Here is a 13,366-nt window from a genome sequence, read left to right on the forward strand (position 1 = left end):
ACTTTGAAAAATAAAAGTAATCAAAATATCAATTGGTTAAAATCGTAACCACTCATTTGAACCGCAATCGATTATTCTAACATCCAAGGTTGAATACCAATGAATGATTCCACAATAGAATCAATCTCATTGTTTTTCTTCATTTTATAAACTTCTATATCAAATTTAATTGAAAAGTCTTTCTTAAAAGGGTAATTTTTATCTGAATCGATGTCCGAGTACCCTAGGTAGCCTTGATTTTTTGATATAACGCTAGATTCGATTAGTTGTACATTTCCTGAAATAACATTGTATTTCGGTGAGTTTTTTATCCGATTTAAATACCAAAAGAATGGCATCCTTGATGTCACGGTACAGTCTGCTCTTTCTTTTAAAACAAATAATACTGTCCTTAATATATCGCTGACTTCAACGACTCTTATTTTCTGATTTTTTACCATATCCATAAACTTGCCACCAGCCCGGCCATCGCCACGCCACATTGCAAATGTTAGTCCTTCGTAACTCTCCGGAAACTTCCATTCTGGAGTGGGATTTATTTTTGAGTTACACATAACAACATCTGATTGGGTGAACAATGGTAGTGAATAAGGCCATATATAAGGGCGTTTTTCCGAGCCTGCTGTTAACCAGTCGTGAGCATGAAAGTAAGGAGGGAGTATTGCAAACGCGGAGCCATCAGATACCTTTTGTTTCGCTCTAGCCCAAGGGACAACTTTAAATACCACTTCGTAATCTGGCATTCTAGATACAGCCTTTTTTACTATTTCTATATAAATCCCAGTAAGAGTCCCCGTTGTATCTCTGAATGCCAGAGGAGGTAAAGTGTCATAAGTGTACACCTCTACTTTCTGGACTCCATAAATACTGTTAGAAAACATAAGGATAAAGGAAAAGAAGAATACAATCTTTTTATTCACGCTCAAGGCCCATGGCTCGACATACTCTACATTTTCGACATAGATTAAGAAAAGATCCAGTGTGTAATAAGATAACTAGGTGACGAAATAATCCATCATTACACTACTGACTAGACCAAAATAAAAGGCATTGGCTCAGCCAAAAATACACAGCTATGCTTGTTACAGCACTATCAACTGTAGATTACTATTGAGATCTAAGGGCAATATTGTGTGGCGAAAGCGACTATCAAGCACTGCATATATAATCCTATTGGCGCTGTTTTTCACCCTAGTTGAAAACGTAGCTCTCTGGCAGCATGTGAACGAACTGGTTACAAAAGAGGATGTAAAAGTAAGTTTTCTTATCACTCTGCCTCTCTTCATTTTCTCCACTATGTTTGCGCTTTTTTCTCTGCTTATCTGGCCATACATCTATCGGATTATCGTCTTAGTTCTAATACTCTCCTCATCAATGGCCGCGTTTAGCATGTTCAACTATGGCAACGAGTTCGATTACGGCATGATCGCCAGCGTAATGGAAACCAATACAGAAGAAGCGTTCAGCTACCTTTCGTTTGCCTCGATAACTTGGCTAATTGTTGTGGGTGTGGTCCCTTCCATCCTCTTTTGCTACTGCCTCACACCAAAGTTTCATGCCAACGTATTACGTCTGACAGCGGTGAAAGGGCTACAGGTGATTTCTGCACTCCTAATCGTCGCACTGATCGCCGTATTTCAATATAAGGATTATGTCTCCTTCATTCGTAATCACAGCGAACTCAAATCCTTGCTAAACCCAACCGATTTTCTCACTGCCACTTATCGGTATGAAAAAGATCAGCTAATCGACAGCCACATCCCCTATACGCCTCAAGGCCTAGATGCGGTCAACAACAACTCTGGCCCAGCGAACATTTTGGTGCTGGTATTGGGCGAAACGTCACGCTCAATGAACTATTCACTCAACGGTTACACCAAGCTCACCAATCCACAATTGGCGACACGAAATGTGATTAGCTTTAAGAAAGTAACCTCCTGCGGAACCTACACAGCTTTATCTGTCCCATGTATGTTTTCCAACATGACGAGAGAGAATTACAGTGAAGCTATGGCTTATCACCAGGATGGCCTAATGGACATACTTGATCACGCCAAAATAAACGTATCGTGGAGAGACAATGATGGGGGATGCAAAGGTGTCTGCGACCGTATCCCAACCGTTGCAATGACGAAAAAAATAGCCCCTCAGCTGTGCAAACTCGGTAGTTGTTACGATGATATTTTGCTAAAAGGGCTGGCAGACAAAATTCAGCACGCCCAAACAGATACCGTTATTGGGCTTCACTTAATTGGTAGCCATGGTCCCTCCTATACACATCGCTACCCTGCTGAGTTTGAGACCTTTAAACCCGTTTGCAGCACGAGTGACTTACAAGCGTGCTCCAGTGAACAGATCACTAATGCCTATGACAACACCATCGTTTATACCGACCACATTTTAAGTCAGGTGATCGATACATTAGATGCCAACGCCTCTGGTAATAATGTGGCTCTATTTTATGTCTCTGATCACGGCGAATCATTGGGAGAAAATGGCGTCTATTTACATGGTTTACCTTTTCGCTTCGCACCGATTGAGCAGAAGTCTGTCCCTATGATCGTTTGGCTGTCAGAGAAGTTTGAAAAACACAATCAGCTCGATATTCAATGCTTGCGACAGAAAGCGAATAGTGACCACTATTCACATGACAATTTTTTCCACTCGATACTGGGCTTGATGCGAGTCTCAACCAAATTGTATCTAGCGGAACTCGACCTTTTTCATCCATGCCGAAAAAAAACGTGATGATTGTTATTAAAATCTAGGAGTCACTCTCTCTAACCCTTGTAAATTCTGCCCCGAATACTTGCTGTCAAATTCGTTCCTATTTTGAGAATTAAGACAAACACACTCACATAAAATTTTAAAACCTTATAAATCAATAATATATCAATTGTCAATTCTGGCGCGCAGCTTGCAACATCCCTATCAACTGCAATGATGTATACCCAGAGGATAAGCGATGAATAGTGCCAAGAAAGTTTTGTTTGTTCACTACGGCGGAGATTGGATTAGAGGAAGCGAACGCTGCCTAATCGATCTCATCACCCATATCGACCGACGAGCCTTCACCCCACAGGTATGGACAAACAACGAATCGCTCAAGACCGAAATCGCTAAACTCGGCGTCCACTGTGAGGTTACTCCTTTCCCACTGCTCTTAGGCTGGCAAGCGCCTCGTTTCAATGTATTCGCCTGGAAACGGCTGGTCAATCAAGCGCGCGATATCATCCAAAGCGAACACATCGATCTGATTCATGTAAACAGCGCAGCTCCCTGCCAATGGATGTGCCATGCTGCCAAGCTAGAAAACGTTGCGTTAGTAACGCAGTTGCATTCAGATTACCCAGCAAGGGATAGGCTCACACTGGGTATCCACAATTCACCACATATTATCGCAGTGAGCGATGCCATTACTGGGCATTTGCGTAAAGATGGTTATCCAAACGAGCAGCTATCAGTCATTCACAATGGTATCGATATAGAAAGACTGTCCGCACAAACGGCGATCGATTCCAAAGCTCAGTTGGGTATTGCCAACGATGACTTCTTATTCGTCACCGTCGGCTCATTGATCCACAGAAAAGGGATCGATCGCATTCTCACAGCGCTCAAAAATATTTTAAGACAAAGCAACAACGTACACCTGCTCGTGATTGGTGAAGGGAACCTTAGGCAAACACTCGAACAAACCGCCGATCGACTCAACATTACAGAGCAAGTCCACTTTGTCGGAGAAAAAGTAAACGTACTTGGCTGGCTACAAGGTTGTGACGCCTATGTTAGCGCAGCGAGGAGTGAAGCCTTTGGGCTCGTTTTCATGGAAGCCGCACTGGCAGAGCTTCCGATTGTCGCTCCCTTCGAAGGTGGGATAAAAGAAATTTTAACCCATGATGAGACCGCTATTCTTTATGAAAATAAAGGGATTAAACCTCTATACGACGCTATGCTTCGCGTAATCAAACACCAATCTTTGGCCGACTTCATCGCATGCAGTGCTAAAGAGACTGCACTTTCCCACCATACCGTAACGGAAACCACACAAAGGATAGAGCAGATATATTGGCAAGTGCTGCAAAATCCTCGACCCGTGAAGGCTTCTTGGTGGAGGACCACCAGCCCAATACGAACTTATGTCACCAATCGGTTAGCTTTCAGTTCCAGTTGAGCAGATCTAACCCGTAGATACACAATCGAGAAATGCGGTCGACATTAAACCACTAACCGAAAGATCAGACATAGCCGGAGGCAATATGGACAAACGCCACAAAAATCATTGTTTAGTATTTGACCCTATTAGCTTTAAAGGTGGGTCGAAAATCGCGACATTGGAGGCGCTTGGCACAGTATCAGCTGGGCAATGCCAATTTACCATTGTGACAGCTACGCCTAAAATCTGGCGAGAACCTGCGCTCACCAATAGGTTCTCAGTTAAGATTATTCCGCTGCCTCTTATTCGCTCTATGGCCAAATGTCATCAAGGTTGGGGGTATTGGCTTAACCAGCTTTTTTTCTCGGCATTTCTGCTGTTAATACTCATTCGTTTTCCATCAATCAAAAGAGTGATAGGCGCATCAGGGCCAGGTATCGATATGCCGTTATATATCGTGAGCCGGTTCTTCACTCTCGACATCATCCAATTCATCCACGGCCCTATTGGCCGCTCTTCATCTATCGGTTGGTGCCTAACCAAAGCAACTCAAGTGTTTTATCTTCATTCCGCGACCAACAGTATGCTCGTGGCGCTTGATTGCTATTATCAGCGCATACTCAAAATTGCAGATACGCGCAGCGCCAGCACGCTTATCGTTTCACAAGCGCACTTTTCTACTTTTCACAACGGTATCAGCGCCGCACGCTGGCCAACTCGCTGCCAACAAACTTTCCCCGTCGTGTTTTGGTCCGCATCACTGCTCAAGTGGAAGGGTTTAGATACGCTGATTGACATGCTGCATCAACTCAACCCCGTTCAACCTGTCGCGGCCAACATATGTTTTATCCGACCAAAAGATCTCGACCTACCCATTTCCGATGCACCAGTGAATCTAAAGCATGTACAATGGTATCAAGATCCTGACAATTTAGACGAAATTCGTAGCCAAAGTAATATTTTTGTCTCCACTAGCCACAACGAGCCATTTGGTCTCTCGATTTTAGAAGCCTTGGCCGCTGGAATGTGTGTTGTTATACCCGATGATGACTCTTATTGGTCTCAAAGATTAGTGCACTGCCAAAGTTGCCTCAAATATACACCCAGCGACGTCCATTCTTTGAGCCAAGCTATCGTATCCTTACTCGACGACAAACGTTTGACTGAGCAACTCAGCAAACAATCGTTACTCATGGCCAAGCACTATCGTGCAGAAACCTGTTATCAACAAGTCGCTCAACGACTCTCGCCGCCTCTGTTTCACACCGATTCACATTGCGTCAATGATGAGCAGTGTTGTGAGTAAGGACATCCCATGAGTGAAAGAAAAACGTTGTCTCCATTAAAAAGCATGCTCCTCTATGCCTTCAGTCTTTTCTTGATGAAAGGGATATCGTTGCTCATGCTGCCTTTAATGGCCCGTTATTTGTCCCCCGCTCAATTGGGAAGCCTTGAGCTCATTGCGACTACCACAGCCTTTATTAGTTTATTGGTAGCAGTGGCTATGCATGAAAACCTTTATCGCTTCATTGGGATACTCAACTGCTCGTCAGAGCAAAAGCGACAAGCGGGGGTTCTCTATTTTACTTGCCTTATCATTTCTGCGTTGGCCGCGTTGCTACTCATTTTACTTATTCAGGCTTTTAAACAACACATCAGCGTTTTTTCTGAATATCAATTGATCTTAATGACCATTGTCGTTTGTTTTGAAAGCGCATTAGCAATCAGTATGGCGTGGCTCAGAATGCAGGATAAGGTGATGGTTTTCTTCTCTGTCACAGTCACTTGTACCATCATGCAGGCCTGCTTAATCGTTTGGGCACTCATCGTGCAGCCAAACGTCACACTCATTTTCGCGATAGGGGTATTCGCTACCTTTATTCAATTTTCGTTACTGCACTTCATTAACCAATTTCAATTTGCATTACCTAGACGCAATGAACTCACGCGTTATCTACGCTATTCATCACCACTCATGATGTCAGCTATCGTCGCTTTCACTCTTTGCGGTGCTGAGCGTTGGGTTATTGCTTATACAAGCAGTGTCGAAGAATTAGGACTTTATGCCGTTGCCGCTAAGTTCGCTCTAGCCATGTGCATCCTAGCTCAACCTTTTCATATGTGGTGGATGCCAAAACGCTTTCAGTCTATCGAACAACAAGGGGCCCGCCACACCACAAATACAACTCAAATCGGAATAGCATATCTATGTTTACTGTCGGTAGTCGTTGGGATAGGTAGTCAAATATTCATTCAATTGGCACTGCCACAGAGCTATCATGGCGCGGCTCAATTAGTCATCGCCACGGTTATTATTGCCCTATTAAAAGAAACGTCTGAGTTAATTAATATTGGCATCCTATATAAAAAAAGAACCAAGATTTTATTCAAAATAAATGTCGCTTGCTCTTTGTTAGGTGGCTTGCTATTTCTTTGCAGCATGCAATGGGAAATTGTCGGCGTAATGTTGTCGCTCATCATAGCTCAATTGGGGAGAACACTCCTTATCGCTAGGTATAGCCAGCATTGTTATCCTCTACCATATCAGTGTGTGCCACTCATCGTGATGATAGTGACTTCGGTCATATATCTGGTCGCGAGCTATTGGGTGTCCAACATCATTGGGCTAATGGGCCTAATACTATTGGCGCTATTTACCTTATTCGCATTGGCGCACCTCGGAAAAATCACCGTGCTGACAATGCCTGCGTTCCTTCCTCGCGTACTAGTTCGATAACGATATGACGACGCAACGTCCCAACATCATCATCGCAAGCATGTCGGTCATCGTTTTAGGGCTGGCTTGGTCTGTGTTCCCCCACCCCGCTCTTCCGTTGGCAATCGCGTTGATCCCAATCGCGACCTTGTTTGTCCTAAGCCAAACGTTTTGGCTCGTCACTTTATTTGTCTTGTTTTCATTTTTCCGTATACATGAAGCGATCCCAGCGCTCTATTCACTGAAAATCCCACTCCTCCTCTCAATGGGGGCGCTATTTGCTTTGTTGTGGCATACCTTAATCAGTAAAAGTCTCAACATTTATTGGCATCATTCTTTATCTTGGCTTGCGGCTTTCTGGATACTGGTTGTGGTTGGGATCGTATTTTCTTCTAACTTTAGCGTGGCGTTAGCCAGTTTCAAAGGGATATATTGGAAAATTATTGTCATGACCTTGGCCATCACTTGGCTAACCAATAGTGAGAAGAATCTTGGTCTTATTTCATTCCTAATTGTTCTGGCGGGTTTGCTGATTGCCTGCGTCGCTTTATCGAATTCAATTAATGGCGTTGGGCTAGTTGAAGGGACTCGCGTCACTATAGGTCGGCAACTCGGATCAATGTTGGGCGACCCTAACGATTTGTCATTAGTCTTGATGTTCCCACTCGCCTTTGCCATCGGGCTTGCCACGACCAAAGGTGGCTCAGTTAGCGTTCGTATGCTTTCATTCATCATCATCATATTGCTCATGGCGGCTGTCATTGCCACGCAAAGTCGAGGAGGACTATTAGGCTCACTCGCCGTTCTAGGGGTGTTTGCCATAAAACTCATTCGCTCAAAAGCGCTATTGATCTTAATTGGTGTTGTCGCAACGGGTGTTCTGTTCGTCGCAGCCGGTATCTCAGATCGAGCTTCGGGAGGCGCTGCCGAAGAAGGGATCGATGCCTCGGCGATGGGGCGACTCTATGCTTGGGAAGCGGCGGTTGGGATGGCTCTCGATAATCCTTTAACCGGAGTTGGATTGGATAATTTTTATTCAAACTATTATTTTTATAGCCCCCATTGGGATGGGCTTAACCACGCCGTACACAGCACGTGGTTTGGCGTACTGGCTGAAACAGGGATCCTTGGCCTGGTGGTATTTATATGTTTTATCGGCTCACTCATTCGAACCGCTCGTCGAACTTTGCGTTCACTTGATAACAGTGAGCATCTCCGCAGTCACCAACTCCTAGCGTGTGCAAACTCGGTATACGCAGGGTTGCTTGGCATCATAGTATCGGGAACTTTCCTCACCCAAGGGTTTAATTGGCCCATTTATATCCTCGCCGCTCTCACGGTTGCCGTCGCAAAACTTGAGCAGAATCATTCTCAAATTAAGAATCAAGTTACCTCCAACGACCAAAGAAAAGTAACTAACTGATATTTATGGATTAAAATAGTGGCACAAACGTTGAATTGAACACCATAGACCCAAAAAACAAAAAAGGTGCTCTATGTTAGTTATGCAACTTAATCAATTCAAAACTTGGATGAAGCATCATCCCAATACTCAAATTCGTAGTGTCTTTTCCATTTTGAAAATCGTAATGAGAGCAGATATTTGCACCCCGCGACTGCTCAACCGCACGATCTATTTAGGACACAAGATACTGTCCACCCTTACACAAACTATATTCAGAGTTTTCTACCATACACCAGCCTTCAAAGGACGAGTAAAGCAATGTGGCCGAAGATTGTATTTGTACGATGGTATACCTTATGTCTCTGGCCCACTAACCATTTGCCTCGGTGACAATTGCAGAGTCTCCGGTCAAACAACGTTTAGTGGCAGAACCGCCTCACAAGACCCACAACTGCTTGTTGGCAATAATGTCGATATCGGCTGGCAAACCACGATTGCGGTCGGTCAGCGTATCGTAATTGGCGACAACGCAAGAATCGCTGGGCGCGCCTTTCTATTCGGCTATTCAGGCCATCCACTCGACGCAGAGCGACGTGCACGTGGTGATGGTGATGACGCACATCAAACTGGCAACATTATTCTTGAGAAAGATGTGTGGCTCTGTACCAACGTGTGCGTAAAGCATAATGTCACGATTGGTGAGGGCACCATAGTGGCGGCCGGTAGCGTCGTTACCCATGATTTACCCGCTCATGTTATCGCGGCTGGCAACCCCGCCAAAGTGATCCGACACATCAAAGTGGATGAAAAAACTCCTGAGCTAGAGGCTGCCCATGCGTGATTTGATTGTATTTGGTGAAGACTTTGGCGGCCTCCCTTCCAGCACGCAGCATCTGGTCAATGAGCTATCAGGGTCACGAAAAGTCGTCTGGGTCAACTCCATTGGCCTTCGTCAACCCAGTCTCAATCGATATGATATGGTCCGCGCTTTGAATAAGTTATGGGGTAAAGCGAAGCGCGGCTATCAAGTGCACACACCATCAAAAAATATTACCATCGTCAATTTAAGAACGCTGCCCGCACCTAAATCGCGTTTGGCTCGCTCGTTGGCAAAACGGCTCATGCTCAGTCAGCTCAAACCTATATTGGCCAAACAACAACTTCGTTCTCCCATTCTGTGGGGATCACTGCCAACCATTGCTGATCTATGTGGTCACCTGAATGAAAGCGCGGTCGTTTATTACTGCGGCGACGACTTCTCCTCTCTGGCTGGCGTCGATCACTCATCAATCGCTGTCCACGAAAAACGGTTAGTCGAGAAATCTGATCTCATTCTCGCCGCCAGCCAGCGTATCGCCGATAAGTTTCCGTCACACAAAACCACTTTATTGCCGCATGGAGTTGATATAGAACTATTTACGCAACCCGCAGAACGTGCGCTGGATTTACCCAATTCAGGGCGACCAATTGCCGGCTTTTATGGCAGTTTGTCACGCTGGCTAGACTATTCACTTATTGAGCAACTGTGCCTTCTTCGCCCTGATTGGGACTTTGTCTTTATCGGCCCCAATGAATTCAGCCAATGTCCTCTGCCCATCTTAAACAACATCCATTACCTTGGCCCAAAAGCACACCACGAATTGCCAAGATATAGCCAGCATTGGGAAGCGAGCCTAATTCCGTTTCTATCCAATCAACAAATTCAAGCCTGTAATCCTCTAAAGTTGCTCGAATATCTCGCGGTTGGAAAACCAATTCTTGCCACTCCATTTCCAGCCTTAGAGCCTTACCAACACTACATAACGGTCACTCATTCGGCAAAAACAATGGCGCACGCACTCGCTGAGATGAGACACCCATCTGCTCTGCCTCTTAGCCTTATTCAAAATGAGAGCTGGCAGGCGCGCGGGCACCAGCTGAATGCACTATTGGAGCAGCTATGACTGAGCTAAAATTTCGCCTACTCATTTTGCTATGTTGTGCTTGGCGCAGACGATATTTAATCGTTATCCCAACGCTACTGCTACCTATAGCAGGTTTGATGATCGGTAAACTCGTCCCCACAAACTACTACGCTCATACCAGTTTACTGATTCAAGAAACGGCCAAAATGAATCCATTTTTAGAAGACATAGCTGTCTCTACCATGCTAAAGGATCGCCTTAATGCTTTGAGCACCCTTTTGAAAAGCCGCCATGTTTTAAAATCAGTTGCGCTTGAGTTAGAGCTCATCGACGAAAAAATGTCGCCCATTGAAGTAGAGAGGGTGATCCGGAAAATATCTGCAAGCATCAACGTTTCTCAAATGGGCAAAGACTTTCTAAAAATTGAGCTGCGAGCGAATTCGCCAGATGGTATGAAGGAATTACTACAATCCGTTAGCGACCACTTTATCGAGCAGCTACTGGCGCCAGAACGCTCATCTATTAAAGATTCCAGCGAATTCTTAACCTTCCATATCGATAAACGACGCACAGAATTAGATGACGCAGAAGACGAACTCGCTCAATATAAAAATCAACATGCGTATGTCGCACCTGAAATGCAAAACCAAACCTTAACTCGTCTAGCTGCCTTAAAACAAAGCTTAGCGGAAAAAGAAGCGGAGCTTGCAGGTGTTGAACGTAGTTTAGGCAGCTTAGATCAACAGATGTCGCGCACGAACCCAGTTGTCGGAAAATTAGAAGACCAAATCATCGATATCCGAAGCCAGCTTACTCTGCTACAAGCGAAATACACCGAAAACCACAGTGCGGTGCAAGCCAAACAAAGAGAATTACGACGATTGGAAAGTGAACGAACGACACTGCTGAACGTTGAGCAGCCCAACCTAACCACCGACAAACTTTGGGACATCGCCAGCAGCAGCGTTTTATCCGATCTGAATAATGTGCAGCCTTTGCTTGTTACACAATTACACAGCTTGCAGCTCGTACGCAGTAAATTTGAAGCTTTAACCGAAGAGACTAAAAGCCTGCGTCTGATGATCACAGAACTTGCTAAACAAGCTGACAACTTTGGCGACAATTCGAAACAACTACACCGCTTTCAACGCAACGTCAGCATCAAACGCAAGTTGTATGATGAATTGATTGAGCGATACGAAATGGCCCAATTGACGGGTTCTCTCGGCGTCTTTGAGCAAAGTAAGCGCGTAAAAATAATCGACTTACCTTACACCCCCAGCATGCCCTCTAATTTACCTGTCATCGTATTCATCATCGCTGGTCTATTCGCCGGTATTGCGATGGGTACCGGGCTCGCCACTTGCCTAGAATTATTTGATACATCAATCCGCCGCCAAGATGAGCTTGAGCAACTCACTCAAGCACAAGTAATCAGCGTCATCCCAAAAATGACTCACTAGGGAAAAGTACGAATGCTCCATGATTGCCAGCAGACAATAATGTGCCGTTACTGATTTATAATTGAACGCGGAAATGCCCCATTCCTGTTTGGTTTTGCGCGGCGGCGAAAAAGGTCGCGGTCGGATTTGACCAATTTGAAGTTATGCGAACATTAGCACTAAAACGCTACTTCTGAAGCGTTAGTAAATAAGTCGAACTGAACGATTGAATACACTTTATAATCACAATCTAACATAATGCCGTACGTCAATTTAATACTGAAACTGTTGCCAAATATCTTTAAATACTGGTGCAACAGACAACACAAGTAAGAATGACATAGAAATATTAAACCAGCGTAGATAGGTAGTGCTTTTTAGGTGTTCCCGCATATGTGATCCCAAAACTAGCCACACGCCTACACAGGGAAACGACACGATAAAAAAGATAGTAGCAATTACTATGTTCTGATACGCGTGATTTTCCCCAACGGTTGTAAAAACGGAGATTGCACCGATAGCTACCACCCAAGCTTTAACGTTTACCCATTGGAATAGTGCACCTTTTATAACGCCCATAGGTTTAGTTTGTCGACTAATGTTACCAATACCATCGTTTCTTGCGATAAGCCAAGCTAAGTAGAGTAAATAGGCAGTACCTACTGTTTTCATGGCCAAACTTAGCATAGGGAACAGCTCAAATAATCCACTGAACCCTTCTCCTACCAAAAAAAGCATGGTAGTAAAGCCGGCACAAATCCCTATTAATAAAGGTAAGCTTTTGCGCACGCCAAAGTTGAGGCCAGAGGTCATAACCAATAGATTATTAGGACCAGGCGTTACTGAGGACGAAATAGCAAACAGTGCTACAGACAACATGTATTCCATCTCTTAGGTCTCCCGTTCGCGAAGTTTTATTTCAGACAAGCTGAAGCAATCCAGGCCGGACAATTTATCAATCAAACGCATTTTATAATGAACGCGTGACGATTGTTTGTCAAATAATACACTCGTTTGTTATAGTGAACGAAAGGCAACTAATTGATTACTGTATGACCATGACTAAAAATGGACCACCTATCGCTCAGATAGCAGCAACTCTGAATGCTGAAAGGAAACGTTCCGGAATGAGTATTGCTGAAGTAGCTAGACGTGCAAAAATAGCGAAATCCACTTTATCTCAGCTTGAAAGTGGGGCTGGCAACCCAAGTATTGAAACCCTATGGGCTATTTGTGCTGTACTCGATATCCCTGTATCACGATTGCTCGAACCGCCCCGACAAGAGACGAAAATCATTCGTTATGGTGAAGGGCTGTCGGTGTTTTCTAAAGATATGGGTTACCAAGCCACGTTGCTTGCAGCGTGTCCGCCAAATGTTAGCCGCGATATGTACTGGATTGAAGTTAACCCTGGTAAGCCTCATTACTCCGAGCCACACAATACTGGAGTAGTCGAACACATCATTATTACCAAGGGTAAAGCAACGCTGGGATTGGTAACCGATAGTTATGAGCTATATGAAGGCGATTACATTTCGTATCCTGGGGATTTGCCGCACGTATTTGAAGCCTTGCAAGAAGGAACATGTGCAATATTGATTTCAGAGTACCGTTGATGCCCCTAAACCATTTAGGGTTGAGATACTACTGACTCTCATTTCCGCGGATTTACAATACCTGAACTTATCCGAGTTTCGTGTGTGATACATAGACATCCTTTTAACTAGAATGGATGTCTATGTTTAC

At 44.4% G+C, this 13,366-nt stretch carries 11 protein-coding genes; 9 read left to right on the plus strand and 2 right to left on the minus strand.

Going from position 1 to position 13,366, the window contains the following annotated elements:
- Positions 1–71: 71 nt before the first annotated feature.
- Positions 72–920: a substrate-binding periplasmic protein gene (locus tag L4C34_RS04195; protein WP_428788092.1), complete on the minus strand. Its 849-nt coding sequence runs from the start codon at positions 918–920 to the stop codon at positions 72–74.
- Between the two features lie 211 nt (positions 921–1,131).
- On the opposite strand from L4C34_RS04195, the gene L4C34_RS04200 reads away from it, so the two are divergent.
- The 8 genes from L4C34_RS04200 (at position 1,132) to L4C34_RS04235 (ending at position 11,641) form a co-directional block, all read left to right on the plus strand.
- Positions 1,132–2,748, plus strand: a complete 1,617-nt coding sequence (locus L4C34_RS04200) for a phosphoethanolamine transferase (protein WP_428788093.1) — start codon at positions 1,132–1,134, stop codon at positions 2,746–2,748.
- Positions 2,749–2,965: 217 nt separating this feature from the next.
- On the plus strand, positions 2,966–4,171 hold the full coding sequence (locus L4C34_RS04205) for a glycosyltransferase (RefSeq protein ID WP_428788094.1): 1,206 nt from the start codon (positions 2,966–2,968) through the stop codon (positions 4,169–4,171).
- Between the two features lie 85 nt (positions 4,172–4,256).
- Positions 4,257–5,459, plus strand: coding sequence for a glycosyltransferase family 4 protein (locus tag L4C34_RS04210; RefSeq protein WP_428788095.1), 1,203 nt, complete (start codon positions 4,257–4,259; stop codon positions 5,457–5,459).
- Positions 5,460–5,468: 9 nt separating this feature from the next.
- Positions 5,469–6,890: a lipopolysaccharide biosynthesis protein gene (locus L4C34_RS04215; RefSeq protein WP_428788096.1), complete on the plus strand. Its 1,422-nt coding sequence runs from the start codon at positions 5,469–5,471 to the stop codon at positions 6,888–6,890.
- A gap of 4 nt (positions 6,891–6,894) precedes the next feature.
- Positions 6,895–8,292, plus strand: a complete 1,398-nt coding sequence (locus tag L4C34_RS04220) for an O-antigen ligase family protein (RefSeq protein WP_428788097.1) — start codon at positions 6,895–6,897, stop codon at positions 8,290–8,292.
- Between the two features lie 73 nt (positions 8,293–8,365).
- Positions 8,366–9,115 carry an acyltransferase gene (locus L4C34_RS04225; RefSeq protein ID WP_428788098.1) on the plus strand — a complete coding sequence of 250 codons (750 nt, stop codon included), beginning with the start codon at positions 8,366–8,368 and terminating at the stop codon, positions 9,113–9,115.
- The gene (locus L4C34_RS04230; protein WP_428788099.1) at positions 9,108–10,217 is read left to right on the plus strand and encodes a glycosyltransferase family protein; all 1,110 of its coding nucleotides are present in this window, start codon (positions 9,108–9,110) and stop codon (positions 10,215–10,217) included. Before L4C34_RS04225 ends, L4C34_RS04230 begins: the two co-directional genes overlap by 8 nt.
- A complete protein-coding gene (locus L4C34_RS04235) occupies positions 10,214–11,641 on the plus strand; it encodes a GumC family protein (RefSeq protein ID WP_428788100.1) in 1,428 nt (475 codons plus the stop codon). The genes L4C34_RS04230 and L4C34_RS04235 overlap by 4 nt, the downstream gene beginning before the upstream one ends.
- A gap of 252 nt (positions 11,642–11,893) precedes the next feature.
- On the opposite strand, the gene L4C34_RS04240 is transcribed toward L4C34_RS04235, so the two are convergent.
- Complete coding sequence (locus L4C34_RS04240) at positions 11,894–12,508, minus strand: LysE family translocator (protein WP_428788101.1); 615 nt, start codon at positions 12,506–12,508, stop codon at positions 11,894–11,896.
- Between the two features lie 164 nt (positions 12,509–12,672).
- Here L4C34_RS04240 and L4C34_RS04245 point away from each other — a divergent pair, with 164 nt between their 5' ends.
- On the plus strand, positions 12,673–13,236 hold the full coding sequence (locus tag L4C34_RS04245; RefSeq protein ID WP_428788102.1) for a helix-turn-helix domain-containing protein: 564 nt from the start codon (positions 12,673–12,675) through the stop codon (positions 13,234–13,236).
- Positions 13,237–13,366 lie beyond the last annotated feature (130 nt).

Origin of the sequence: Vibrio profundum, from assembly GCF_050337555.1 — a bacterium.
Taxonomy (GTDB): domain Bacteria; phylum Pseudomonadota; class Gammaproteobacteria; order Enterobacterales; family Vibrionaceae; genus Vibrio; species Vibrio profundum.

Bases quoted from the DNA above. Each gene is read 5' to 3' on its own strand.
- L4C34_RS04205 (WP_428788094.1), top strand. From the start codon at position 2,966: ATGAATAGTGCCAAGAAAGTTTTGTTTGTTCACTACGGCGGAGATTGG.
- L4C34_RS04210 (WP_428788095.1), top strand. From the start codon at position 4,257: ATGGACAAACGCCACAAAAATCATTGTTTAGTATTTGACCCTATTAGC.
- L4C34_RS04215 (WP_428788096.1), top strand. From the start codon at position 5,469: ATGAGTGAAAGAAAAACGTTGTCTCCATTAAAAAGCATGCTCCTCTAT.
- L4C34_RS04220 (WP_428788097.1), top strand. From the start codon at position 6,895: ATGACGACGCAACGTCCCAACATCATCATCGCAAGCATGTCGGTCATC.
- L4C34_RS04225 (WP_428788098.1), top strand. From the start codon at position 8,366: ATGTTAGTTATGCAACTTAATCAATTCAAAACTTGGATGAAGCATCAT.
- L4C34_RS04230 (WP_428788099.1), top strand. From the start codon at position 9,108: ATGCGTGATTTGATTGTATTTGGTGAAGACTTTGGCGGCCTCCCTTCC.
- L4C34_RS04235 (WP_428788100.1), top strand. From the start codon at position 10,214: ATGACTGAGCTAAAATTTCGCCTACTCATTTTGCTATGTTGTGCTTGG.
- L4C34_RS04240 (WP_428788101.1), bottom strand. From the start codon at position 12,508: ATGGAATACATGTTGTCTGTAGCACTGTTTGCTATTTCGTCCTCAGTA.
- L4C34_RS04245 (WP_428788102.1), top strand. From the start codon at position 12,673: ATGACCATGACTAAAAATGGACCACCTATCGCTCAGATAGCAGCAACT.